Origin of the sequence: Methylobacterium sp. J-077 (assembly GCF_022829365.1) — a bacterium.
Taxonomy (GTDB): Bacteria; Pseudomonadota; Alphaproteobacteria; order Rhizobiales; family Beijerinckiaceae; genus Methylobacterium.
On the sequence record NZ_JAKSYJ010000031.1, the window covers coordinates 1 to 25,983 of the forward strand.

Genomic DNA, 25,983 nt, shown 5'->3' on the forward strand with positions numbered 1-25,983 from the left:
ACCAATCAGCACAATATGACAAAACACATCACGCAACTACCACAACAACACGCAACACCCACACCCCACACAACCCCCAACAAACCAACCACAACATATAAAACACAAAAAAAAACAACATGCAAACAACCAAACATAAAAACATACACAAACATCTCACTAACAATAGCACAGCAAAACTACATAATAAATGGAAGGTAGCGTTTTTTTAGGGGCGGGGTTGGGGGGGGGGGGGGGGGGGCATCGCCTTTGGTGCCGTGAGCCGGTGAGAACACCAGATGAGTCTTACCCATGATCGAGCAGTTTTTAAATTCCGCCTCTTACGATATTTGCCGGCGTAATTTCTAAGAATGCGCCACCTGGTAGCGATATCCACCGACGCACGTGTACATACAGCCTCACACGTCGCGCTCTTCGCCAATCCTGTGAGGCACTTCGATCCCCAAAGCGCGCTGCAGAGCAGTCTCACTGCATCGGGTTAGAAATGTCGGGTGACTTGGCCGGCTGGCCGTGATGCGACTACGGCCGTAGGTGTAGGCGCCGCCGTAGGCGGGATCGGCGATGAACTTGCGCAGCGTCACGTAGTGGGGGCGCCGCCAAACGACCGGGGCGGCGTTGCCGTGTGTCGGCAGATGAAGGCTCGTGCGCCAAGAACCAGAGCAGGACTGGTGCACACTGCACATACACGACCACATGGGCGGTCGATGGCGACGTACAGGTCACGTTTGCGCGTGACGCGGTCGAGGTCCTGAAGCCTGGCCAGGTGCTTCACTTCGACTTGGATGAAGCCGGCTTCGTTGTCCTGACCCACTGCTTCGCGGAGCGCGCCTACAGAGGTGAGCGCATCGGCATGGCCACGGCCATCGTGGTCGAGGTCGTCGGCCCGGAAGCCGGGCAGAAGGGCTTTGCCGTTCAACCCAAGCGAAGGGTGATCGAGCGGACATTCAGTTAGATCGACCGCTGCCGCAGGCTCGCGCGCGACCACGAAGCAACCCCGTCCTCCGCGCTCGCCTGGACTTGCTTCAGTTCAGTGAAGAGCGGTTTGGTCGGCGATCCCCCTCTCGAATTGGGTGGGGCTTGTGAAGCCCAGCGCCGAGTGCCGGCGGCAGGGATTGTAGAAGCCATTGATGTAATGGGCCAGCGCGGCGATGGCCTCGGCTTGCGTCTGGAACGCGGTGCGCCAGACCAATTCGCTCTTCAGCGTCTTGAAGAACGTCTCGACCATCGCGTTATCATAACAGTTTCCCTTACCAGACATCGAGATCACGATGCCAGGTCCTCGTAGTTCCGCCTGATACTCACTCGAACAGTACTGACTGCCGCGGTGGGAATGATGCAACAACCCTGGTCCGGGCTGTCTGACGACAAGGGCACGTCGCAGCGCCGCCAGTGCAAGCTCTTTGTGAAGGCGATCGCCTGCCGCCCAGCCTACGACCCGTCGGGAGTACAGATCGAGGACCACCGCCAGGTACAGCCAGCCCTCCCTCGTCCAGATGTAGGAGATGTCACTCCCCCACTTCCGATCCGGCCCAGCCGTCGTAAAGTTCTGATCGAGATGGTTGGGCGCGACTGGACAGGCGTGATCGCTGTCCGTGGTACGCCGGAAGCGGCACGGCTGGCGGGCCCTTAGCATGCACTCCTGCATCAGCCGGGCCACGCGCCGCCGGCCGGCCGCCAAAACCTGCTCGCGCAACTCGTGGGTCATGCGCGGGCGGCCATACGTCTCGTGGGCAGGCGTGAAGGCGGAGCGGACGTGGGCAAGCAGCACGAGATCCTCGCGCTGCCGCGTCGAGGCCGGGCGGTTCTTCTAGGCGAAATAGCCGCGCGGACTGACGTCGAGGACCTTGCACAGGAGCGCGACTGGAAAGTCCTTCTCCCCCGCGTCGATGAAGCGGAACCTTATCGATTTCCTCTTATGGCGGAAAAAGCCGTGGTCCGATTTAGGATCTCTCACTCCTGGCGCAGAACCTCGTTCTCGCGCCACAAGCGCTAAAGCACGGCGGCCATGTCCTCCTGCCGATCGGCCGGCGGATGGTCCATCTCCGCTTACGCCGGCCGTCGATCCAGTTGCGCAGCGTCGAGAGCCCGACGCCGAGATCGGCGGCTACCTCGCGGCGGGACCGCTCAATCGTCTACGCTAGTCGAACCGTCTCAGCGCGAGACTCAGGGGCAAAGGTCTGCTTCCGGTCTGCCATCGAAACGCTCATCCTTCATGAAAAGAGCACTCCACTTTCTCGAGGCAAGTCCAACTTGCGGGTGCCCGCGGTCGATATAGCGTAGCGCCTGGCCAGCACGCCGGAGCCATCGTGCGAGCGGGCGCTCAAAGCAGCATGGTCGCGCGCACCGTTGAACCGCCACACATAGGCTTCGATCGCTCAACGTGCAGCATCCCAACGACACTCCGCAATGAGACGACAACTTCCGCATAGCATCTATCCGCCATAGCAATCTTCCACGAAAGATCCGGCCTCGTCGCCTGCGAGGCCGGACGGCGGCCCTGCTCCAGTAATTTCAAGATCCCTAAAGAGACAGTAAAACCCAAAGATCCGAAAATCTAGAACACTAACTTAATAACAGCATGCAACAAGCTATCATGATTAGCGGATCTGCACATCACTGTATCGAGACTATCACGCCGCCCCGATATCAAGCAGGAAGCTGTCAATATCCATTTTGACATTGTTGCATTGCGTTGCGACCAAAGTTGCCGCGCTTATAACATGATTTGCAGCACGACCCGTATTTTCTGAAGAGTTTAGGACTTTGATTGCGTTCTCAGAGACATCGCGGGTCCCGTGCGCAGCCTCCAAGGCATTGCGAGAGATCTCGTTAGTTGCTGCCGCTTGTTGTGAAACTGCTTCGGCGATTGCCGCGCTGATCCCATCCATCGTTGCTATGGTTCGCCCGATATGCCGTATTGCTTCAACGGCTTGATTGGTAGCAGCTTGGATAGCCGTAATCTGACCGCCAATCTCATCCGTTGCTTTAGCGGTTTGACCTGCAAGGTTTTTCACCTCAGCGGCTACGACCGCGAAGCCTTTGCCTGCTTCGCCAGCTCGGGCCGCCTCGATCGTCGCGTTAAGCGCCAGAAGGTTGGTCTGGCTAGCAATCGCTGAAATTGTCGTCATAGCCGCTCCGATCTGGTCGGCAGCCTTAGTTAATCCGGCCATTGCTGCGACGGTGGATTCGGCGTCATGCGTAGCCCGCATTACCACCTCGCTGGAACGGCACACCTGCCGCTCGATTTCTTGCAACGAAGCGACCATTTGTTCGGCCGCCGCCGCAACTGTCTGAACGTTATTAGCGGTCTGCTCAGCCGCTGCACTGGAAGCTACCGCCTGACCATTTGTAGAATCAGCAACTTCTGTCATCGAATGAGCAGTGTTATCGAGCTCTACAGTCGCAGCTTTCACGATCAAGAGTGATCTGGTCACTACCTCCCTAAAGTTATCTATAAGGCCCTGCATTGTTCTAGAGCGCAGCTGTCCAAGACGAAACGTTTCCATAGAGTCGTGAATATCTACAATAGTGCCACAGGCACGAGTCAAAATGCCTTCAGGACTATGGACAACTCCAAACGTGCCGCGAAACCAGCGGTAAGTTCCATCTCGGGTTCGAATTCTATAATCCGCGGAGTAAGAATTTTTGTTCCCAACGCGTTGGATCGCGTCGGCAAAAGCTTTGGCGGTAACCACAAGATCGTCGGGATGGGTTCTCTCTGTCCAATGACCTAACTCATCAGGAAACTCTTCCGGATGGTCTTTATAGCCCACTAATTCTCGCATCATGGAAGAGAACATCCATCGGCATTTGGGGTGCGACGGATCTCCAGCATAAATTTTTCCATCCCAGATGCCAACGCCGGATCGACTCTTGAGAATATCAAGAAAAACGGTGTCGTCAGATCGTCTAGCGAACATTTTCCGGCCAAGTTGTTATGGGTTCGACACGTAATAGGAAAGCCACAAAACGTATATGATCAGTTAACAAAGTGACTGTTTCGTCTTCATCCGGAGCGGCAGAGTATCAGTTCGCTGTCTAAATGTGAGACCTCCTCAGCATCTTCGACGATGCGGAACGCTTGTTCGATGAGCCAAAAATTGGATGGCTTGTAGATTGAGCTGCGCGGTGCAGGGGTAGAGTCGAGGCGCTTGCGTAGCGCTATCTGCTACAAGAGTCCCTCCAACACGAGCCGTTGACACCTCTTGTAAGCCGCATTGAAGCCGGTCAGCCCAATCTCCGAAGCGTCGTGTCTCGGGAGCGTGATCAGCAACACCTTTCGCTGGACGCAGGCGTAGAAGCGCTCGCACAAGCTGCTACCCGGCATCGTGATAAACGATGCCCTGAAGTATCAATCCCCGCTCGGGCGAGCCCATCGAAACAGGTGGCGCCGCGAGCACACGGGTGCGAGCCGGCCGGAACGCATTATAACGTAGCAAAATTCACCCGAACGCATCGCGAAGCGCAGCAGCGACCACCAAACGGTGTTTTTCCATCGCCGCATTGACCGGTCAGTGACCGCCCCTGACATGGCCCTGGGTTCTGACATCACCCTGGGTTCAGACAAGAATTTTTTTTCAGGGTCCGCTTTTTTTAGCTTGACTAAAAATCCGGCGTGTCCGACCATCGGAGAAGATCCTGCTGGCCATATGCTGGCGAACACAGTGATTACCATGGTTCTCGGTCGGCTTGGCGAACGCATTCGGGAGAGGCGTCGCGATCTCAAGAAGACACTTCAGGAGGTCGCCGACGCGAGCGGCCTGTCCGTCGGCTTCATCTCGCAGATCGAGAGAAATTTGACAGTACCGTCTCTATCGTCGCTCGCGATGGTCGCGGAGGTCTTAGACATATCGATTGGAGACCTCACCGGACAACCGGCAGCGCCGAATCCAAAGACTCGCCAGGACAATCGAACCCCATACTCACTCGAAGCCGGCCAAGTCCGTTACGAGCGCTTGTCGAGCGTTTTTCCTGGCAGCGCTCTACACTCCGTGAAATTCACGATGCCATGCGGCTATCGATCCGAAACAGTCTCACACCACGGTGAGGAGCTTGTATTTGTTATCCGCGGCAGAATACAGTATCGCGTGTTGAAGGAAGTGTTCGTGTTGGATGAAGGCGACAGCCTGCATTTCGACGCAACCAAACCTCACAGCATTGAGGCCATGCCTCATGAGGCTGGCGTCGCCGTTGTAGTCTGGACAGGAACTCTTGATATCTTCGACGGGGAAACCGAAGCGTCAAGCGTGACTGCGGAATCGTTAACCGGAACTGAATTCCGGGCTCTAGCACATTAAATTCAGGACAGGCGACGCGACAGCGGCGCCGCAAGAAGCTGAATTGTTATGCAAAACGTCTAGCGCAAATCTAGACGATAGCCAAACTTTGCCAAAAATCAGAACGGGCCCGATGATGCCAATACCTTACTTATCTGCACTGACGACGACTCTCTCCGCGCGAAGTAATCCCAAGCAAGCCTTCGACATCATCGCGCAGGCGTTTCAGGCCGAGGTCGGGTACCGCCTCCTCACTTTCACAGCCATCATCGCCGACTCGTCTTCTGTAAAGCGGTTGTGGAGCTCCCACCAGGACATCTACCCAGCCGGCGGAACAAAGCAGCTTGAGAACCACGAGTGGGGACGTGTCGTGCTGCAGGAACAGCGGCCGATAGTCTGTAACGAACCAGCCGATCTCCAACGCATATTCGCGGATCACGTAGACATCGCCAACCTCGGATGCAGCGCAGGCGTGAATCTTCCCGTCGTCTTTCAAGGCGACGTCCTCGGGACGGTAAACATCTTCCACAAGGCACAATGGTTTTCGCAAGACAAAATAGACCGTGGGACAGATTTGATGGCCTTGGTCTACGCGCCGATGCTGCTGTCTAGGCAGTAACGAGCGATTATGGAGTTTACAATGAAACAGCGAACACGAGTGTGCACCGACGTCGGAGGCACCTTCACCGATTTAGTGTACTTCGAAACAGACGCGGGCGGTCAACAAACTGTACGGACAGCGAAGGCGGACACCACTCCACCGAACTACGAAGAGGGTATCCTGGAAGTCCTCCGTCGGGGTGCCGTCGATATCGAAAACATCGGCTTTTTCGCGCACGGCACCACCGTTGTCATCAACTCTCTGACTGAGCGGAGAGGCGCCAAGACAGGACTGATTACCACAGAGGGTTTCCGGGACGTCATTGAGATTGCCCGTGGGGCTCGCCCCGACTTCTACAATCTGAAATTCCGAAAGCCCGCTCCCTTCGTACCCAGGTACCTCAGAAAGGAACTCCCAGAACGTGTCGACGCTCGAGGCGAGGTCCTCAAGGAACCCGACCTCACGAATCTCCCAGCCATTCTCGACGTGTTCAAAGCGGAAGGCGTTGAAGCGATCGCGGTCAGCTTCCTTCACGCATACGCCAATCCTCTGCACGAGCAACAAGTCGTCGATGCGATCTCGTCCTTGTGGCCTGAAGTTTCTGTCGTCGGCTCCCATCAGATCACTCGCGAGTGGCGTGAGTATGAGCGAACCAACACGGCTGTTATGTCGGCGTTCGTTCAACCTGTAGCCGCCCGCTATCTCTCCCGGTTGGAGCAGAAGCTGCGCAGCCAAGACTACTCCGGCCCGATCTACGTCATGCAGTCGAACTGCGGCGTGGACACCCTGGCGCACGCCAAAGAAACGCCGATTACAATGGTCGAATCTGGCCCGGCCAGCGGCATGTGGGGCGCCGCGGCTCTTGGCCAATTGGTCGGTGAGTCAAATGTAATTGCGTTGGATATTGGCGGCACTACAGCCAAATGCTCGTTGATAGAAGACGGCAAGGTGCAGATCAAAACAGATTACTATATCGAGCGCGACCGTACGAGCCCCGGCTACCCGATCATGGTTCCAGTTGTCGATCTCGTCGAGATTGGCAATGGTGGAGGATCTATCGCTTGGGTCGACGAATTCGAACGGCTACACGTCGGCCCGCAGTCGGCAGGCGCCTCGCCAGGGCCGGCTGCGTATGGCCGGGGCGGCCGCAAGGCGACGACCACCGATGCAAACTTGATGCTCGGTCGCATCAATCCCCAGTATTTTTGCGGCGGCACGATGGAAGCAGACATGCGCGCAGTCGAGGCTGCGCTTCAGGAGCTGACACAGCAACTAGATTTGCCAGCGGTCGAAATCGCGAAGGGGATCATACAAATCGCCGACTCAAATATGGTCAACGCCCTGAAGTTGGTTTCGATCAACCGTGGGTTTGATCCGCGCGATTTCACGCTAATCGCCTTCGGCGGCGGCGGCGGCATGCACGCAGTGTCCCTGGCTCAAGAGCTCGGCGTCAAGAAGGTCATCATCCCTAAGGCGGCCGGCGTCTTCTCGGCTTGGGGCATGATGATGTCCGACCTCCGGCGCGATCAGTTTCTCACCAAACTGCTGATGCTCAAGGACGCCGATGCTGTCGTTCAGGCCCAGACGCTGCTCAACGAACTGGTCGATAAATCCCGGACGGAATACATCTCCGAGGGCATACGCGAGACAGACATCCGTATCGTGAGCTCAATTAAGCTGCGGTACCAAAATCAAGAACACGCGGTTGAGGTAGAACTGCAGGACGGCGAACTCCTGACTGACAGTGCAAACGTAATCGGCGAGCGGTTCCATGAACAGTACGAGCGGCAATACACGTACCGCCTAGACGCTCCGATTGAGCTCGTTGGCTTCCATGTCGTCGCTTTTGCGCGGGTCGGGACTCTCGAAATCTTACGAGAAGAATGTACCGCGTCGGATGCAAGTTCCGCTCAGAAGGGGACGCGCAACGTCAATTATGCCGCCAGCGGTATCCATCGAGCCCACATCTACGACAGCACCAAACTTAAGCCCGGGATGAGCTTTAACGGCCCCGCCATCATCGAAGATCCCGGCACAACGATCGTAGTTTTCCCCGCCAACACTGTTTCGGTCGACGGATACGGGAACATCTGCATCACGGATCTTCAGCTTGGAGATAGCCATGCGTGACACAAGCGCCTTTACCTCGAACATTATAGAGAACTCGCTGCAAGCCGTGGCGGCTGAGATGTTCGACGCCATGCGGCTCACGGCGATGAGCCCGATTATCTACGAGGTTCTCGATTTGGGGACCGGCATTCTGAATGCGAAGGGGGAGATGGCCAGTTCGGGTGCAGGCATTCCGGTTCTGGTGGGCGTCGTCGACAAGGCGGTACGCCGCTTGGTCGAGATCTACGACAAACCCGGCGACATCGAGCCAGGCGACGTGTTCATAACGAACGATCCTGCCTATGGCGGAGTCACTCATCTTAACGACATCGTCATCGCGATGCCCGTCTTCGCGGACGGCACGCTCGTCGCGTGGACGGCCAACAGCGCCCACTGGAACGACGTGGGTGGCATGGTGGTGGGATCGATGGCGATCAACGCCACGGAAATCTACCAAGAAGGGCTTCGTCTGCCGGCCGTGAAGCTGGTCTCGAGAGGCCAAGTGCTGAGATCGGTCGTCGACATTATCAAGGCCAACTCGCGTATGCCTGATTTCGCCGAAGGCGATATGTGGGCGGGGGTCGCAGCGGTCCGCAGCGGCGAGAAGCGGCTGTCTGAACTGATCCGGAAATATGGTCGCGAGGCGTTCGAACATGCGCTCGACCAATCTATGAACCATGCCGAAGACGTTTCACTGCGGGCATTAAAGCGATTGCCAAAAGGTCGCTTTGAGTTCGAGGAGCCCCAGGATGATGGCTCGGTGTACCGGGTCGCCATTGAGGTTCGTGATGATGAGATGATCGTCGATCTCAGGGACAATCCAGATAGCGCGAACGGCCCTGGAAACATCTGCCGCGATGCCACTGAGATCGCCGCGCAGATGGTCTTCAAATCGATCACCGATAGCGCGTCGCCAGCCAATGGTGGGACCTTTCGCCCGCTCACGATCCTAACTCGTCCCGGAACCATCTTCGACGCGCAGTCGCCCGCAGCCGTCGGCTTCTACTTCGAGCGCTTGGTCCGGGTTCACGATCTGGTTCTACGCTGCATCGCGCGGCACTGTCCTGAACTCGTGTGTGCCGGAACGTTCTCGTCGAACTGTGTCACGTTCATCGGCGGCACTCGTCCGAGCGATGGCCATGCGTTCACGCTCGTGGAGCCGGAACTTGGCGGTTGGGGTGCGACACACGAACATGACGGCAATCATGCTGTGTTCTCACCGATCCACGGTGACACTTTCAACTGCCCGGTCGAGATCGCTGAGACGCGCTATGGGGTCTACGTCGACAAGCTTACGCTGAACCCCGAGCCCGGCGGCGAGGGGACGTTCCGCGGAGGTCGTGGCGTCGTTCTCGAATACCGCGTGCGCGAAGACGGAGCTTCGATGACGTGCGGCTTTTCCCGCTCAGTTATTCCGCCTTGGGGGCTTGAGGGCGGACGCGATGGCACGCCCAACCGAGTCGAACTCGTGCGAGGCGATGGCACGACGACGCGGCACGCCTTCGAGAGCGATATCCGTATGCACAAGGACGATGTCGCCAGGATCATTACCGGGAACGGCGCTGGCTACGGCGACCCCCGTCAGCGTGACCGCGAAGCCATCTTGCGCGACCTTCGCGACGACCTCCTGACCCCCGAACGGGCGGCGAGCGTCTACGGGATCCAGGTTTAAGGCCAAGTATCTAGGCCTGAAATTCTAGCCTGCTGAACAGCATCACAAGTGAGCCGGCCCTAAATCGCGCGATGACGATTGCCGGCGCCTTCAATCTTTGTCTTTGCAGGTTGTCTGTTGAAACCACGCAAATTTCGTCATGCCGGTGACGGATAATAGCCCCAAAAGGAGACTGTGATGAAGCTCTCGCGTTCTATCTGTGCCGCTGCCGTCGCGACCTCGATTGCTCTAGCGTCGAGTACTCACACGCTAGCCGACACCTTCTTAAACTTCGGTCAGATGGGAACACCAGACTCGTTCGCGTTTGAGTCATTTCCGGTCTTCACAAGGTACTCCGGAACTACGAGCTTCTATACAAATAATATTTTTGCATATTTTACGAAGACTGGCCTAACCGGCACCGAACGAGATCAATTTGAATTTTGGGTGGGTTTTGCAGGAGGTTATAGTAAAGCTGACCCATCCCTCCCAGGAAGCAGCTGGGGCGTCTCTAATCCGAGCCTCGGCGCGGAGTATTACTACAACATTGTCCAACCCACTGTATGCTACACATGTGATGGGTATATTAAAGACACTATTAGTCCGTTCGCAACCATCACGTTCCCGACTGGCTCGAAAGATGAAACCGGCTTCCAGGCCAATAGCAATAATTTCACATACTTCGGTACACTGACAAATTTTCTCAAGATAAATGGCTGGTCATCGACCATTGCACCTCTATCAATTATCTACTCGGGTCAGTCATATAACAACGTACAAACTGCGGGCGGTCTGTTTGAAAGATTTAGGGGCGGACTATCGTTGCAAGTAGCTGATTTCGTCACCGGATTTGATCTAACTCCGGAGTTTGCTATCGGTGTCCATCATCAGATACGCCTCAACAACATAGCTAAATCGTCCTACAAGGCATCTACCCAAGCTTTTATTGGTCCGGCAATTTCATATACGGGACTTGCAGCAACTGGAGCTTATTTTTTCGCCAATCTTAACTTTGATTACTATCATTCCTCAAATCTCAAAAGCTCGCCTTATATAGGTTTAATTTATGTTCAGTATCTTGATAAACTCTTTGAGAGCAAGACTCCCTAGCAGACATTTGATGTTTTTCATTTTTAAATAAGACGACGAACATCAGAAGCTGTCGCACCGAGGCTGTAGACCAGATTATTAGGGCAGACTGAAACGAGGAATTGAGTAGGCCAAGCGACGGTATCTCACGTAGCCGTAAATATGAAGCTTTCGGCTGCGGACGGATCACGTCCGACCTTCAGCCCTTGTTCATCTGGTCGTCAGGTGACCACACCTGCCGCTGATCCGGCAGCCTTATCAACACTTCCAATCATCAAATCCTAATTTTCGCACGCAGTCGCGAGTCGGCTAACGTCTCGACGTTTATCGCTGCCGTCTCCCACCGAGATCAATTACGGAGCACCTATGTCCACGCGATTGCAAGATTTAGCTTCACCCGACGCTACCCGAGCCGGACAAGCACCGGACAGCCCAGCGACGCTGCATGATCAGCGCTCCCAGCCGGTTGGAGCGTATTTCGAGAAACTTCCACTAACCCGTGCTCATTTCATGAGCTGCTTCGCATTGTTCTTCGTATTTGTAATCGAGTCGTGGGAGATGATGATCATCGTCTACACGTCTCCTCAAATCGCGCGGGACCTGTCTCTCGATGCCCTTTCAGTAGGCAATCTCATAGGAGCGATTTTTGTCGGCATGGGGATCGGCTCACTGATTTGGAGCTTCATCTGCGATCGGCTCGGCAGGAAAATGACTATCATCAGCAGCTTGGTGCTTTATGGCCTCATATCGCTATTGAGCGTGCTGTCTCCAGACTATTACTCACTCTACGTTTCACGATTACTCTCCGGAGTTGCGGCGGCCGGCATGCTGATCGTCACGTTCCCGTACTTCGAAGAGCTGCTGCCGGTGCGGTGGCGAGGTCCATTCACGGTCTATCTCGCCGCTGGCTGGCCGGTCGGCATCCTCTGCGCGCTTGGCGCCACTGTGTTTCTGGAGCAGCTGGGCTGGCGTTGGATCATCGGAGTCAGCAGCCTGGCGTCGCTTTGGGCTATCGTCGTGACCTTCTTGGTTCCGGAGTCGCCCTATTGGCTTGCAGCGGTCGGGCGCCAAAGTGCAGCCCGTGAAACGATCCATCGTCTCAGCGGGGGCCAGGTTGTCGTACCACCAGGTAGCCTGTTGCATGTCGATACCGCCGAACGCGGCATGTGGCGCGAGTTGGTATCGGGCAGAATGCTCCCGCTTACCATAACACAGATCACGCTGAACTTTACGTTTTCGTGGGGCTACTGGGGACTGCAAACCTGGCTTCCGACCTTGCTGCAGCAGCGCGGGCTAAGTGTCTCCCAGAGCTACAGCTTCATCGCGATATCCGCGCTCTGCATGATCCCGGGCTACATCAGCGCTTCGTTCCTGACAGGATCGTACGGCAGGAAAAAGGTTCTGATCTGGTATATCGTGGCAGCCGCTTTATCGGGTTACGCTTTTGCAAACGCCGAAACTATGTCGGTTGTATACGCGAGCAATTTTGCATTGTCATTCTTCAGCCTTGGAGCCTGGGGTATCTGGGATACTTGGATCGCTGAGTTCTACCCAACTCGAGTGAGAACCGTCGGGTACAGCGCCGCCATCTTCGCGCAACGGGTCGCGAATATTGCTGCGCCGACCGTTATTGGTGCGTTGGTGGCCCACGGGATCTCGTTCAATGTCACCACAACAATCATCAACCTGTTCATGGTGGCTAGTGTCGTCCTCGCGTTCTTTCTTCCAGAGACAGAAGGTAAGGACCTCGAGTAGCCAGCGCCTCTCCCTCGATGGTCGGGAAAACAGCTCCTCCGATTTCTTTTGAGATGGCTGCACTTTAGATGTCCCGGCGAGGTCGACCGGCTCAGATTGACCTCGCAATTTGCTCGACCCGAACAGAATGTGCTCTCGCTGCGTCCGGGACCCTTAGAGAAATCAAACGGCAATTTCTTCGCGAGACGACTGGCAACCACCGTCAAAATACGAAAAGGACCACGATATGCGTAAGCTAATCTTTGGCGCTGCTTTCCTCGCTCTCGGCGCCGGCGGCGCTCTCGCCCAGGGCGGTGGTGGTGGCGGTGGCGGCGGCGGTGCCGGCGGAGGGGGGGCCGGCGGCGGTGGCGCTGGCGGCGGCGGTGCTGGCTTGAACAGTGGCGGCGCCGGAGGATCTGTTGCTCCTTCGACGCGCGGGTCCGTTGTCTCGCCTGGGCTGGACGTACCTGGCGGCGAGAGCGGGCGGATTGGTCATTCGGGTGCAGGCTCACACGATTTGGACCTTCGACCTGGGGAATCTTCGGGCACGATGGGCGCGGGTCGAGGAGCCTCCGCTCCGAGGCAGGGCGAGTAGCCATTGGGCTGTCCAGTCGTCTTGAATGCGATCGGCGCCTGAGCGCCCAACGCCATTCGCGACAGGCGTCTCCACCGGTCTCTTCTGCTGCTGTTGCCATGGGCGTGAGGGCGGAGCGCAGGAGTATTTGGGAGTGATCCAGGTGACGTGTGAGGCTCAGGAGGCATTCCTGCTAAGCTCCACGAGTCAGATCGGAAGTACGCCGTCACTCTTGACCTCCTCCATGACGGCGTAGGTGCGCGTTTCCTTCACGCCTGGAAGATCCACCATGACGTCACCGAGGAAACGGCGGTAGGCTGCCATGTCTCTTACCCGCACTTTGAGCAGGTAATCGAAACCGCCGGCGACCATGTGGCATTCAAGGATTTGCGGGGTACGCTGCACCTCCTGACTGAAACGGTCGAATATGCTGGCTGTTGTTTTGTCGAGCAGTACCTCGATGAACACCAACAGGCCGAGGTCGATCTTTTCCGGGTTCAGTCTTGCCGAGTAACTGACGATGAAGCCTTCGCGCGTCAGGCGCTTCAATCGTTCGCTGGTTGCAGTGGGCGATAGCCTTACGCGCTCGGCCAGGTCTACCGTCGACACCCGGCCATCGCGCTGAAGGATGGCCAGGATTTTGGCGTCGAGCTTGTCCAGCGAAGTCACTATCGAAATCCGTTCTAATAGGTGATTCCTCTAGTTTATCAAGAAATTTGTAGCTTTTAAAGCGGCCTGTCGAAGTTTAGTCGTGGTGTGCAAGGGCGAGCCGAGCGGCTCCCATGTGATGCAGCAAGTGCTTAGAGGGCCTTCTATGTCGGTGCCAGCCTCAATCGATTCGGTGAGAAGCCCGAATACGGCAACGTTTGCGGCGTTCCGCGCGGAGCTGCCAGGCCTGTCGACCAGCAGATCTGCGGTTGTCGCCAGCTATCGCAAGGCGGAGGCGGAGTGTCTCACCCCACTTCTCGATCTGGCGAAGCTCCCTGCTGAACATGCCGCACGCGCCGCTGCGACAGCGCGGCGTTTGGTCGAGAACCTCCGTGCCAAAACGCGTGGTGGGGGCGTCGAGGGATTGATTCACGAGTACTCGTTGTCGAGCCAGGAGGGCGTCGCCTTGATGTGTCTCGCGGAGGCGCTCCTGCGCATCCCCGACAAGGCGACTCGAGACACCCTCATCCGAGACAAGATTTCGACCGGTGATTGGCGACGTCACGTCGGGCGGAGTCCGTCTGTTTTCGTCAACGCGGCCACGTGGGGCTTGGTGATTACCGGACGCCTCACGACGACGACGAGCGAGTCGAGCCTTTCATCCGCCTTGACGCGCCTGATCGGGCGGGGCGGGGAGCCGCTGATTCGTAAGGGTGTCGACCTCGCCATGCGGCTGATGGGCGAACAGTTTGTAACAGGGCAGACCATCACGGAGGCGCTTGCAAACAGCCGACGCATGGAGAGCCGCGGCTTTCGGTACTCCTACGACATGCTCGGCGAGGCTGCGACGACGGCTGAGGATGCCGCGCGGTACTTTGCCTCCTACGAAGACGCGATCCGCGCGATCGGCAAAGCGTCGTCCGGCAAGGACGTTTACGATGGAGCCGGCATCTCGATAAAGTTGTCTGCTCTTCATCCCCGCTATGTCCGTGCGAAGCGGAATCGCGTGTTGTCCGAGCTCGTTCCGCGTGTGAAGGCGCTCGCCAAGTTGGCGCAGTCGTACAACATCGGCATGAACATTGATGCTGAGGAAGCGGACCGTCTTGATCTGTCCTTGGACATTCTCGAGGCTCTTGTCGCAGACGTAAGTCTCGCCGGTTGGAACGGGATCGGATTCGTCATTCAGGCGTACGGAAAACGCTGCTCGGCCCTCGTCGACTATCTTATCGCGCTGGGACGCCAGTCCGGGCGGCGCTTGATGGTCCGTTTGGTTAAAGGTGCTTACTGGGACTCCGAGATCAAGCGCGCTCAGGTCGACGGACTCCAGGACTTTCCGGTCTTCACGCGCAAAATCTACACCGACGTCTCATACCTAGCTTGCGCACGTAAGCTCCTCGCTGCTCCAGAGGCGGTCTTTCCTCAATTCGCGACGCACAATGCCCAGACACTCGCGACGATCGTCGAGATGGGGGGCCCAAACTTTTATAGCGGTCAGTACGAATTCCAGTGCCTACATGGAATGGGCGAGCCGCTCTATGAGGCTGTTGTCGGGGCGGGCAAGCTGAACCGGCCCTGCCGGATCTACGCACCTGTTGGCACGCACGAGACGCTGCTTGCCTACCTGGTCCGTCGACTGCTCGAGAACGGAGCGAACTCCTCGTTCGTTAATCGGATCGCGGATGAGAATGTGCCGATCGAGGCGCTGATCGCAGATCCCGTTGCGACCGTGATGGCGATGCCGCTCCTCGGAGCACCGCACGAGAAGATCGCGCTGCCGCGCGACATCTATGGCAGCGATCGAGCGAACGCGTTCGGTCTCGACCTGAGCGATGAGTTCGCCCTGGCCGCGCTCGCCGACGAACTCGTCGTGAGTGAGAACAGCGCCTGGGTTGCGACGCCATCTGGACGAGACGCCGGCTCGATCGGAGAAAGGGTCCGCAATCCGGCGGATCGCGATGACGTCGTTGGATCTGTGGTCTGGGCGGAGCCGGGCGATATCGAGCAGGCGGTGTCTGTCGCCGCCGCGGCCGCCGCTGGATGGGCCGCGACACAGGCCCTTGTCCGCGCCGAGGTTCTAAATAGGGCCGCGGACGCCTTTGAGCAGCGCATGCCGATCCTTCTCGGGCTAATTGTCCGCGAGGCCGGCAAATCGCTTCCGAATGCCATCGCCGAGGTCCGAGAGGCCGTCGACTTTCTGCGCTATTACTCGGCTGAGGTCGTGCGTACGCTAGGGGCGGACTTCCATGCGCCGCTCGGACCTGTTGTCTGCATCTCGCCGTGGAACTTCCCGCTGGCGATCTTCACGGGTCAGGTCGCAGCCGCCCTCGCGGCCGGGAACACCGTGCTGGCCAAGCCCGCGGAGGAGACACCGCTGATCGCAGCCGAGGCTGTTCGCATCCTCTTGGAAGCTGGGGTTCCGGACTCCGTCCTTCAGTTCCTGCCGGGAGCCGGTCAGGTTGGCGCCGCTCTGGTAGCGGACCAGCGTGTTCAGGGTGTGTTGTTCACGGGTTCTATGTCTGTGGCACGCTTGATCCAGCGCCGCTTGTCAGATCGTCTGTCGGCCACCGGCCGTCAGGTACCGCTGATTGCCGAAACGGGAGGCCAGAACGCGCTGATCGTCGACTCGTCGGCACTGGCTGAGCAAGTCGTCGGTGATGTCGTCGCATCGGCCTTCGACTCTGCTGGCCAGCGCTGCTCGGCCCTGCGGATCCTCTGCCTCCAGGAGGACGTCGCGGACCGAACGCTCCAGATGCTCAAGGGAGCTTTCGCTGAGTTCGAGGTCGGCGACCCCAGGAAGTTTTCCGTGGATGTCGGCCCTGTCATTTCGGCGGAAGCGGCCGAGACGATCGAGCGCCACGTTACCACGATGGAGGCAAGGGGCCATCGGGTGCACCGTCGAACCCTCGGATCGGATGCTGCGAAGGGTACATTTGTTGCGCCGGCAATCATCGAGATTAGCCGGATCTCGGACGTCGAAAATGAGGTCTTTGGACCTGTACTACATGTTTTACGGTTTAATCGGACGAAGCTTGATGCACTCGTCGATGAAATCAATGCAACGGGCTACGGGCTCACGTTTGGCGTACATACCCGGATTGATGAGACGATCTCTCGGATCGTCAGCCGCATCGAGGCTGGGAATATCTATGTGAACCGCAACATCATCGGTGCCGTAGTTGGTGTGCAGCCGTTCGGCGGGTCAGGTCTCTCCGGGACTGGCCCCAAAGCTGGCGGGCCGCTTTACCTCGGGCGCCTGCTCGGCATCCCGCCGCAAACGGCGTTGCGAGGGCTCGAGGGCGTGGAGGCCACCTTTGACGTCGCCAGAAGCTATGTCGACTGGCTCCGGCGTATTGGGCGAGATCGGGAAGCGGAGCGCACAGTTGCTTACCTCGCACGATCCGTGCTCGGAGCGAAAGTCGAACTTCCGGGGCCTGTTGGCGAGCGCAATGTGTACTCTCTGCGTCCCCGCGGCAGGGTTGCCGTTGTTGCGACAACCGCATCTGGCCTTTTGCTTCAATTGGCTTTGATCCTGGCCACGGGAAACACAGCCCTGGTGGAGAGCGACAGCCTGCTGCTGCCAGGACTCTCCGATCTCCCGCCGGAGATCTCAGCGCGCATCGAGGTCATCGACAGCCTAGAGCGAACCGAGAATGTCCGGGCGGTTCTGTACGAGGGCGACACAGACGATCTTCGCGTGCTGAATCGGGAGGTCGCCGAGCGACCGGGACCGATCGTGCCCGTCTATGCTCTGACCACGGACGAGATCCGGATGGGTGTGGACTACGATCTCACGGGCTTGCTCGAAGAGTGCTCCGTCTCGGTCAATACCGCCGCGGCCGGCGGAAACGCGAGCCTGATGTCAATCGGCTGACATTCCTGCTCACCCTGTCTTTTGAGGTCGGGCGGATCGCGACATGTCTTCGCGATCCGCCGAATTGCAGCAGGTGCAGCAACTTAAGAACGGGCCGGCGTACGCCTGCACGATGAGCCGCCTCGCTGCCATGCGAAAAGGTTTTCGCTTCCATGAACACATCATTGAGCGCTGATCCGTCAGGAATTCCAGGATCCCGGCCGCAGACCCAAGTGGCGCCGCGCGAAAGCGAGAGGGCTACCTCGGCGAAGCTGGGCAAAGTCGACCTTCTTGCGACCGCTCGCCGATGGCTCAGCGAACAGGAGCGGGCAGGGGACGGTGAGTTTATCACCTGGCTCTTCGGACGTGTGCCGTCCACGGATCTCTCGGCCTACACCCCAGCAGCTCTCGGGGCGTTGACCCTCGACGCTCTAGCGCATTTCCGGACCGCACGACGTCCCGGGGCTGGTTCTGCGGTGTTCCTGCGCGACACAACGCTCGAGCGGGCTGGGATCTCTCATGATCTCACCATTGTGGATGTGGTCAGCGACAATCGCCCTTACCTTCTCGACTCGACGCTCGCGGAGCTTGAGCGCCAAGGGGCCAAGCCCCTGCTTGTGGCGCATCCGATCCTAGGGGTTGAGCGCGACGGCTTAGGCGAGGTTTCACACTTGATGGGAGAGCTGCCCGACGGGAAGAAGGACAGCTCGCCTCGGGAAAGCCTGATCCACATCCATCTGGATCGTATCGACGATCGCGTCGTTCGAGACCGCCTCGAACAAGGCCTCCTCGCCGTCTATCGCGATCTCGTCGTCGCGATGGATGACCAATCGGCCATGTGGAGCGTCTTGGATCAACTGATCGAGGCCCCGCGGACAAGCAGCCCCCCACTCTTGGATGACGAGGCTGCCGAGGCAACGGCGTTCCTGGAATGGCTTCGGCAGGGACACTTCATCGTCTTAGGGATGCTCCGCCGCGATTGGGGTAACAGTTCGCACGCGATAGGGGACCCAACAGGCCTTGGGCTCCTGCGGGATCCTTTGACTGGAGATCTGCTTCAGGACTGCGGCTGTTCAGAAATTTCCCCAGGAAGCACCGATTTCCTTTCCGGGCGGCGTGCGTTGACTGTCGGCAAGGCGACGGTTCGATCGCGCGTGCATCGATCGACTTATCTGGACGTCATACGCGTCAAGCTGTTTTCGAAGGGTGGCGAGCCCTCAGGTGTGCTGCACATCGTCGGCCTGTTTACCGATGCCGCGTACACCAGCCGGACGCGAGAGGTCCCATACCTCCGGCGAAAGGTCGCTGAGGTCGCAGAGCGTGCGGGCTTCGATCCAACGAGTCATGCAGGCCGCAGCGTCCTCTCCGTCTTAGAAAACTATCCCCGTGACGACCTCTTCGAGGTTGATGAAGACGAACTCTATGAGTCGGTTATTGCGATCACCGCGTTAGCAGAGCGACCGAGAATTCGCGTTTTGTCGAGACGCGACCAGTTCGACCGTTTTGTGTCGCTCCTCGTCTATGTTCCGAAGGATCGCTATGACACGACGGTGCGATCGCGGATCGGGGAATGGCTGTCTGGGCAGTATGATGGTCAATTGATCGCCTCATACCCGGTGTACCCTGAAGGACCACTCGTCCGGACCCAGTATATCATCGTCATTGACGGCCAGAATGCACCGCAGTGCGAAGCCGATGATCTTGAGAAAGGCATCGCATCGATTGTACGAACTTGGAGCGATGCGCTCCGGCAAGCCTTGGTCGAGCGCCTCGGCGGCTGGAGCGCCCGGTCGCTTGCCGCGAAGTACGCCGATGCTTTCTCGGCCGCGTACCGCGAACACTTCGCGCCAGAGCTCGCAGTTTATGACGTCGTGATGGTCGACGCCCTGAATGAGACCGATCCAAGGGCAGTCGATCTCGGGCGGCGGGACACGGATCCGGCCTCCCAGGTCCGCCTGAAGGTCTTCTCCCGCGGCACCGCCATCGCCCTGTCCGACCGCGTTCCGGGCTTGGAGAATCTCGGCTTCCGCGTCATCAACGAGCGGACCTACCGGGTCATGCCCGCGGGCGCCGAAGAGGCCGAACGCGTCTGGCTGCACGACATGCTGATCGAGCGGGCCACCGGCGCGGCCATCGACCTGGAGGCGCTGGGGCAGCCGCTCGAAGCCGCCATGCTCGCCATCGCGGACGATCTGGCGGAATCCGACGGATACAACCGGCTCGTCCTCGAGGCCGCCCTGTCCTGGCGCGAGGCCGCCCTTCTCCGCGCCCTCGGGCGGTACCTGCGCCAGCTGCGGATCCGCTACGGGCAGGATTACCTCGCCGGCACCCTAAGCCGGCATGCTGGGATCGCTCGGGCGATCGTCGCGCTGTTCCGCACCCGGTTCGACCCGGCCCTGACGGGGGATCGCGACGCCCAGCAGGCGGAGGTCCGCGCCGGCATCGAGGCGGCGCTCGCCGAGGTCACCAGCCTGGACGACGACCGGATCCTGCGCCGGTTCGTCAACCTGGTCGAGGCGGCGGTCCGGACCAACTTCTTCCAGACCGGCCCGGACGGAAAACCCCGGGAGACGATCAGCTTCAAGTTCGCCTGCTCCAAAGTCACGGCGATGCCGCTGCCGCGGCCGCTCTTCGAGATCTTCGTCTATGCGCCCCGCGTCGAGGGCGTGCATCTGCGCTTCGGCTACGTCGCCCGCGGCGGCCTGCGCTGGTCGGATCGGCCGGAGGATTTCCGCACCGAGATCCTGGGCCTCGTGAAGGCCCAGCAGGTGAAGAACGCCGTGATCGTCCCGGTGGGTGCCAAGGGCGGCTTCTTCCCCAAGCGCCTGCCGCCGGCCTCGGACCGCACCGCCTGGATGCAGGAGGGGACCGAGAGCTACCGGATCTTCATCCGCACGCTGCTCGAGCTCACCGACAACATCGTCGACGACGCCATCCTGCCGCCGCCCGACACCGTCCGGCACGACCCCGACGACGCCTATCTGGTGGTCGCGGCCGACAAGGGTACGGCCACCTTCTCGGACATCGCCAACGCCCTCTCGCTGGAGAAGGGCCACTGGCTGGGCGACGCCTTCGCGTCCGGCGGCAGCCAGGGCTACGACCACAAGGGGATGGGCATCACCGCCCGTGGCGCTTGGGAGGCGGTGCGCCGCCATTTCCGCGAACTCGATGTCGACGTGCAGGCGGATCCGATCGTCACGGTCGGCGTCGGCGACATGTCGGGTGACGTGTTCGGCAACGGCATGCTGCTGTCCGAGAGCATCCGGCTGATCGCGGCTTTCGACCACCGGGACATCTTCCTCGACCCGAACCCCGATGCGGCCGCGAGCTTCGTCGAGCGGCGGCGGCTGTTCGATCTCGGACGCTCCTCCTGGGCCGATTACGACCGGAGCCTGATCTCGGAGGGCGGCGGCGTATTCTCGCGCAGCCTGAAGACCATCCCCCTCTCGGAGCCGGTCCGCGCCGCCCTTGGGTTCGACCGCGCCGAGGCCACGCCCACCGAACTGATGCAGGCGATCCTGAAGGCCCCGGCCGACTTGCTCTGGTTCGGCGGCATCGGCACCTACGTCCGCGCCACCACGGAGACCGATGAGGATGCCGGCGACCGTGCCAACGATGCCGTGCGCATCACCGGGCCGGACCTGCGCGCCAAGGTCGTCGGCGAGGGCGCCAATCTCGGCCTGACCCAGCGCGGGCGCATCGAGGCGGCGCGCGCGCGCGTCCGGCTCAACACCGACGCGATCGACAATTCCGCCGGCGTGAACACCTCCGACGTCGAGGTGAACATCAAGATCGCCCTGATGACGCCCGAGCGCGACGGGCGGCTCGACTATGATGCGCGAAACCGGCTGCTCGCCACCATGACCGACGAGGTCGGGCACCTCGTCCTGCGCAACAACGAATTGCAGACCCTCGCCCTCTCCCTCGCCCAGCGCGGCGGCCTCGACGAGACCGGCTTCGCGATGCGGACCATGCAGGCGCTTGAGGCCGAGGGACGGCTCGACCGCGCGGTCGAGTTCCTGCCCGACGATGCCGCGCTCACCGAACGCATGCGCCGGAACGAGGGGCTGACCCGTCCGGAATACGCGGTGCTGCTCGCCTACGCCAAGTTGTCGCTCTACGACGCGCTTCTGAGCAGTCCAGTCCCAGACGACCCGTATTTCGACCGCGAGCTGCAGCGCTACTTCCCCAAGGCGTTGCGCGAGCAGTTCCCGGATTCGGTGCAGGGACACCGGCTGCGGCGCGAGATCATCGCCACCGCACTGGCCAACATCATCGTCAACCGCGGCGGCATTTCACTGGTCCGACGGCTCGTCGACGAAACCGGTGCGGACGCAGCGATCATCGCCAAAGCCTACGCGGTGACGCGGGACGTGTTCGGTCTGCGGGAGCTGAATGCGGCTATTGACGGCCTCACCGGCCAGATTGGGGGGCAGACTCAGCTCGAATTGTACGGAGAGGTCCAAAATCTGCTGGCTGGTCACATGGTTTGGTTCATCCGCAACTTAGATCTCAGCGGTGATATTGCGCCGCTAGTCGACCGGTACCGCGAAGGTATAGCGACTATCCAGAGCTCCTTGGCGTCAAGCCTCCGGCCGGAGGTCACCATGGATCTGGAAGCGCGTCAGGACCGTTTAGTCGCCCAAGGTATGTCCACGTCTCTCGCGCGTCGGCTCGCATCGCTTCCGGCGTTGATGTCCGCTCCAGAGATCGTCAAAGCCGCCGAGAGCGGGCGGCACGCGATATCGGACATCGCAGCCACGCACTTTGCCGTAGAACACACCTTCTGCCTCGACGACCTCGCGTCGGCATCACGAAAAATCCGGTGCAGTGACACGTTTGATCAAATGGCAATCGAGCGCGCCCTTCTGGAAATTTCTAAGGCGCATCGGCACCTGACTGCCGAAGTCCTGCAGGATATGGGCGTAGGGGAAGCCGCGGTCGTGAGATGGATCAGCCTCCTTGATCCCTCCTCGGAACGGGCGGTAGGCACTCTGAAGAGTCTTCTCGCCTCAGATCTCAATGTCTCGAAACTGGTCGTGGCAGCAAGCCTTCTGACCGGCCTCGTCTAGTCAATGTATGCCGCGCCCACCTTCAGACGCAGCTGGGTCGCGAGGTGGCAGCCGCCGCTTCAGGCTGACCGATGGATCATCTATGACAAAGTCGAGTTCATTTTCGCCGCGTCAGCGCTTCCAGACCTTCGAGGATCCGAGCCATCGCAAGGGGCCTGAGCGCATCGAGGCCCTGCGCGCAGCCCTGCGGGAGACCGGCCTCGACGGCTTCGTCGTGCCGCGGGGCGACGAGCACCAGTCGGAATATGTCCCCGCCGATGCCGAGCGCCTCGCGTGGCTGACCGGCTTCACCGGCTCGGCCGGCACCACCGTGATCCTGATGGAATCCGCCGCGCTGGTGGTGGACGGGCGCTACACCCTCCAGGCGCTCGAGCAGGTCGACACCGGTCTCGTCACAGTCGTCGTCATGCCGCTGGCCGAAACGACGGCCGAAGGCTGGATCGGCGCCAACCTCAAGCGCGATCAGGTGCTCGGCTACGATCCCTGGCTGCACACGCCCGACGGGCTCGCGCGGCTTGAGCGCGCGGTCACGAAGGCCGGCGGTACGGTGCAGGCCGTGCCGAACCTTGTCGACGCGGTCTGGGCCGGACAGCCGAAGCCGACCGCCGGGCCAGTGGTTGTTCACCCGGACGCGCTCGCGGGTGAGACAGTCGTGGAGAAGCTAGCCCGGATGCGCGCGGCCCTCGCGGAAGGCGGCTGCGACGCCCTCGTGATCTCCGACCCGCACAATCTCGCATGGGCGTTCAACCTGCGCGGTTCCGATGTCGAGCACACGCCGCTTGCGCTTGGCTACGCGATCCTGCCGCGCGAGGGCCGGGCGCGGCTGTTCCTTGTGTCGCCGAACGTCGATCCGACCCTGCGCGCGGCGCTGGCCCCGATCGCCGGGATCCTGCCCCGATCGGACCTCGACGACGGGCTGGCCTCCCTGGCCGGCGTGCGCGTCCGGCTGGACGCCGCGACCGGGGCGGTCGCCCTCAAGGAGAAGATCGAGGCGGCCGGCGGCACCGCCGATGTCGGCAAGGATCCGATCACCGCCATGAAGGCGGTCAAGAACGCCGCCGAGGTGGCGGGCGCGCGCGCTGCCCATATCCGCGACGGGGCAAGCGTCGTGCGCTTCCTGGCCTGGCTCGACGGGGCGGCCGCGTCCGGCGGCGTGACCGAGATCGCCGCAGTCGAGGCGCTGGAGGATTTCCGCGCCGCCGGCGGCGACCTGCGCGACGTGTCGTTCCCGACGATCTCGGGCTCCGGCCCGAACGGGGCGATCGTCCATTATCGGGTCACCCGCGCCAGCAATCGAACGGTCCGGCCCGGCGAGCTGTTCCTGATCGATTCCGGCGCGCAATACCCGGACGGCACCACCGACATCACCCGCACGGTCGCGGTGGGCGAGCCAACTGCCGAGATGCGCGACCGCTTCACCCGGGTCCTCAAGGGCCATATCGCCATCGCGCGGGCGGTGTTCCCGACGGGGACGACCGGGGCCCAGATCGACGCCTTCGCCCGGGCACCGCTCTGGCAGGCGGGGCTCGATTTCGACCACGGCACCGGCCATGGGGTCGGCGCCTTCCTGTCGGTGCATGAGGGGCCGCAGCGCATCGCCAAGACCGGCACGGTGCCCCTGGAGCCCGGCATGATCCTGTCGAACGAGCCCGGCTACTACGCGAGCGGCGCCTACGGCATCCGGATCGAGAACCTCGTGCTGGCGGAGTGCCGGACGATGTCCGGGGGCGAGCGGCCGATGCTCGGCTTCGAGACCCTGACGCTCGCCCCCTACGACCGGCGGCTGATCGAGCCGGCTCTCCTCGACCCGGGAGAGCGCGCCTGGATCGACGCTTATCATGCGCGGGTCCGCGAGACCCTGGCGCCGGGCCTCGATGCCGAGGCACACGCCTGGCTGGAGCGTGCTACTCCGCCGCTTCTAGATTGAAGTTGCAGTTCGCTACACCCCAATCTTTTCGTCGCGAGCGTTTCATGGCTTGAGGGCCTCTTGGCATTCCCGCCAAATCGGTGACCGAGCATCTTCTATCGGTGTCATGTCACGAATCGGGAGTTTCAATTTTGCCGATGCCGCGTACTTCGCTTTGGGGCACCATCCCCGCATCAGTTCGTGCCCAACTCATTCCGATTTTGACGACCTTGTTCCTAGTCAAGGCAGGCCAATCGACAGCCGAACTCGTCGTCCGCGCCCATGACGGCACCCCGTTCTGCAATGCGGGCAGCGGCATCATCCCGCCGACCTGCACCCTGAACAGCGTCGCCGTTGCGGATGTCCAAGGGGTCCTGCTCCTGCTGAATCTCGTCGTCGTCCTTTGGTTCGCCAGGATCGGGTTGAAAGAAGCGTTCGAGAAGCCAGGCGAAATCAAGCTTGACGTTAAGCTGGTTGGCTTAGGTACGGCCTTCGCGACCTGCCTTGAACTGTATGACTACGCGACGAAGTCCGGCTTTCCAGAGCGGATCATCTTGGAACTTTTAGCGGTGCTTTACGTCTTCATCGTGCCCTTCTTCTTGGTCGAGGGTGAGCAAGCACGGGAAGGAGAGGGGGCCGAAGATCGAAGCCGCCGGACGACAGCGCAGGCTGTGGCGGCCTTCGAACTGGTGATCTACGCCGTCATGCCCTGCGTCTTCGCTGCCCTATGCTGCGCGCTTTTTTACGTGGTGCTCAACGAAGGAATTTCGATTTTTGGCCATTCCCTAATGCGCTCTGTCATCGACACCGTGCCGCGGCACGTACCAGGTCGCGTCGAGTTCTGGGGCTTCAACCCCGCCTTTTTAGGTGTGGGTTGGCTCCCGGCGATCCTGCTATGTGCCGTCCGGGGTACATCCAGCCACGCACCGAGTGAGGCCGTTCTTGGCTTCTCTAAAAAGCTCTTCTTATTGGCCGCAACAGCCGCGATTGGAATGCTGCTGGCCGTAGCCCTTATTGCCAATGGCAGCCTGATCCCTGGAACCGGCTCTGCCGCATCCTGGCCATTGCGAGAGGCGAAGGCCACGATGGCGATCGCGATCCTCGCGGCGTTCCTAGTCGCCTTCTCCGTCGCTCGGCTTACGAGATCCCTGCCCAACGTCATTGCCCTCCCATTACAGATCGTTGTGTTCGCGGCCATGGGAGCCGCCGCCGCAGGCGTTTTGGCGGGACTGAGAGGTCTCTTCGCCAGCCCTGCAGAACACGTTCCGACCTTAATCACCATTCATGCAGCCGGATTTGTCGTCGCATTGCTTGGCGGTCGAGTGGGCCTGGTTGTCAAAAGGCGTTGGAATGGGGTTCATCCGCACTTTCGGTGCTGGCGAGCCTTCGTACGGCCAAGCTCTACGGGTCGACCTCAGGCGGCATGGAGGACACGCTGGCGCAGAAGATCGAACTTCGCGCGGCCGTACATGC

General features: G+C 60.1%; 14 protein-coding genes and 2 pseudogenes. 13 read left to right on the top strand and 3 right to left on the bottom strand.

Annotated elements, in window-relative coordinates; genetic code table 11:
• Positions 1 to 201 (top strand): hypothetical protein (locus MKL11_RS01290; RefSeq protein ID WP_243939561.1); only part of this gene is annotated, 201 nt, incomplete at its 5' end.
• Between the two features lie 601 nt (positions 202 to 802).
• Positions 803 to 1,015, top strand: a pseudogene (locus MKL11_RS01295) (IS5/IS1182 family transposase); the annotation flags it as partial.
• 12 nt (positions 1,016 to 1,027) lie between these two features.
• Here MKL11_RS01295 and MKL11_RS01300 read toward each other — a convergent pair.
• Together MKL11_RS01300 and MKL11_RS01305 are read right to left on the bottom strand one after the other, a co-directional pair.
• A pseudogene (locus MKL11_RS01300) lies at positions 1,028 to 2,195 on the bottom strand (IS3 family transposase).
• Between the two features lie 435 nt (positions 2,196 to 2,630).
• Complete coding sequence (locus MKL11_RS01305) at positions 2,631 to 3,788, bottom strand: PAS domain-containing methyl-accepting chemotaxis protein (RefSeq protein ID WP_279600177.1); 1,158 nt, start codon at positions 3,786 to 3,788, stop codon at positions 2,631 to 2,633.
• A 741-nt stretch (positions 3,789 to 4,529) separates the two neighbouring features.
• Between MKL11_RS01305 and MKL11_RS01310 the strand changes: the two genes are divergently transcribed.
• From MKL11_RS01310 to MKL11_RS32980, 7 genes are all read left to right on the top strand, one after another.
• Positions 4,530 to 5,297, top strand: a complete 768-nt coding sequence (locus tag MKL11_RS01310; RefSeq protein ID WP_243939564.1) for a helix-turn-helix domain-containing protein — start codon at positions 4,530 to 4,532, stop codon at positions 5,295 to 5,297.
• Between the two features lie 115 nt (positions 5,298 to 5,412).
• Positions 5,413 to 5,895 (top strand): GAF domain-containing protein, encoded by a 483-nt coding sequence (locus MKL11_RS33505; RefSeq protein ID WP_409565794.1) that lies wholly within the window; start codon positions 5,413 to 5,415, stop codon positions 5,893 to 5,895.
• Between the two features lie 21 nt (positions 5,896 to 5,916).
• Complete coding sequence (locus tag MKL11_RS01320; protein WP_243939567.1) at positions 5,917 to 8,007, top strand: hydantoinase/oxoprolinase family protein; 2,091 nt, start codon at positions 5,917 to 5,919, stop codon at positions 8,005 to 8,007.
• Complete coding sequence (locus tag MKL11_RS01325; RefSeq protein ID WP_243939568.1) at positions 8,000 to 9,658, top strand: hydantoinase B/oxoprolinase family protein; 1,659 nt, start codon at positions 8,000 to 8,002, stop codon at positions 9,656 to 9,658. Before MKL11_RS01320 ends, MKL11_RS01325 begins: the two co-directional genes overlap by 8 nt.
• A 177-nt stretch (positions 9,659 to 9,835) precedes the next feature.
• Positions 9,836 to 10,747, top strand: coding sequence for a hypothetical protein (locus tag MKL11_RS01330; RefSeq protein ID WP_243939569.1), 912 nt, complete (start codon positions 9,836 to 9,838; stop codon positions 10,745 to 10,747).
• A gap of 489 nt (positions 10,748 to 11,236) precedes the next feature.
• Positions 11,237 to 12,481, top strand: a complete 1,245-nt coding sequence (locus MKL11_RS01335) for an MFS transporter (RefSeq protein ID WP_279600179.1) — start codon at positions 11,237 to 11,239, stop codon at positions 12,479 to 12,481.
• A 242-nt stretch (positions 12,482 to 12,723) separates the two neighbouring features.
• Positions 12,724 to 12,855 (top strand): hypothetical protein, encoded by a 132-nt coding sequence (locus tag MKL11_RS32980; RefSeq protein ID WP_279600178.1) that lies wholly within the window; start codon positions 12,724 to 12,726, stop codon positions 12,853 to 12,855.
• A 386-nt stretch (positions 12,856 to 13,241) separates the two neighbouring features.
• On the opposite strand, the gene MKL11_RS01340 is transcribed toward MKL11_RS32980, so the two are convergent.
• Positions 13,242 to 13,703, bottom strand: coding sequence for an Lrp/AsnC ligand binding domain-containing protein (locus MKL11_RS01340; RefSeq protein ID WP_243939571.1), 462 nt, complete (start codon positions 13,701 to 13,703; stop codon positions 13,242 to 13,244).
• 145 nt (positions 13,704 to 13,848) lie between these two features.
• Here MKL11_RS01340 and putA point away from each other — a divergent pair, with 145 nt between their 5' ends.
• From putA to MKL11_RS01360, 4 genes are all read left to right on the top strand, one after another.
• On the top strand, positions 13,849 to 17,553 hold the full coding sequence (gene putA / locus MKL11_RS01345; RefSeq protein ID WP_243939572.1) for a trifunctional transcriptional regulator/proline dehydrogenase/L-glutamate gamma-semialdehyde dehydrogenase: 3,705 nt from the start codon (positions 13,849 to 13,851) through the stop codon (positions 17,551 to 17,553).
• A gap of 152 nt (positions 17,554 to 17,705) precedes the next feature.
• Positions 17,706 to 22,604, top strand: a complete 4,899-nt coding sequence (locus MKL11_RS01350) for an NAD-glutamate dehydrogenase (protein ID WP_409565793.1) — start codon at positions 17,706 to 17,708, stop codon at positions 22,602 to 22,604.
• Between the two features lie 82 nt (positions 22,605 to 22,686).
• Positions 22,687 to 24,531, top strand: a complete 1,845-nt coding sequence (locus MKL11_RS01355) for an aminopeptidase P family protein (protein ID WP_243939574.1) — start codon at positions 22,687 to 22,689, stop codon at positions 24,529 to 24,531.
• A gap of 131 nt (positions 24,532 to 24,662) precedes the next feature.
• On the top strand, positions 24,663 to 25,983 hold a 1,321-nt coding region (locus MKL11_RS01360), incomplete at its 3' end, for a hypothetical protein (protein ID WP_243939576.1).

Bases quoted from the DNA above. Each gene is read 5' to 3' on its own strand.
- MKL11_RS01355 (WP_243939574.1), top strand. From the start codon at position 22,687: ATGACAAAGTCGAGTTCATTTTCGCCGCGTCAGCGCTTCCAGACCTTC.
- putA (WP_243939572.1), top strand. From the start codon at position 13,849: ATGTCGGTGCCAGCCTCAATCGATTCGGTGAGAAGCCCGAATACGGCA.
- MKL11_RS01305 (WP_279600177.1), bottom strand. From the start codon at position 3,788: ATGATGCGAGAATTAGTGGGCTATAAAGACCATCCGGAAGAGTTTCCT.
- MKL11_RS01325 (WP_243939568.1), top strand. From the start codon at position 8,000: ATGCGTGACACAAGCGCCTTTACCTCGAACATTATAGAGAACTCGCTG.
- MKL11_RS01335 (WP_279600179.1), top strand. From the start codon at position 11,237: ATGAGCTGCTTCGCATTGTTCTTCGTATTTGTAATCGAGTCGTGGGAG.
- MKL11_RS33505 (WP_409565794.1), top strand. From the start codon at position 5,413: ATGCCAATACCTTACTTATCTGCACTGACGACGACTCTCTCCGCGCGA.
- MKL11_RS01350 (WP_409565793.1), top strand. From the start codon at position 17,706: ATGAACACATCATTGAGCGCTGATCCGTCAGGAATTCCAGGATCCCGG.
- MKL11_RS01330 (WP_243939569.1), top strand. From the start codon at position 9,836: ATGAAGCTCTCGCGTTCTATCTGTGCCGCTGCCGTCGCGACCTCGATT.
- MKL11_RS01320 (WP_243939567.1), top strand. From the start codon at position 5,917: ATGAAACAGCGAACACGAGTGTGCACCGACGTCGGAGGCACCTTCACC.
- MKL11_RS01310 (WP_243939564.1), top strand. From the start codon at position 4,530: ATGGCCCTGGGTTCTGACATCACCCTGGGTTCAGACAAGAATTTTTTT.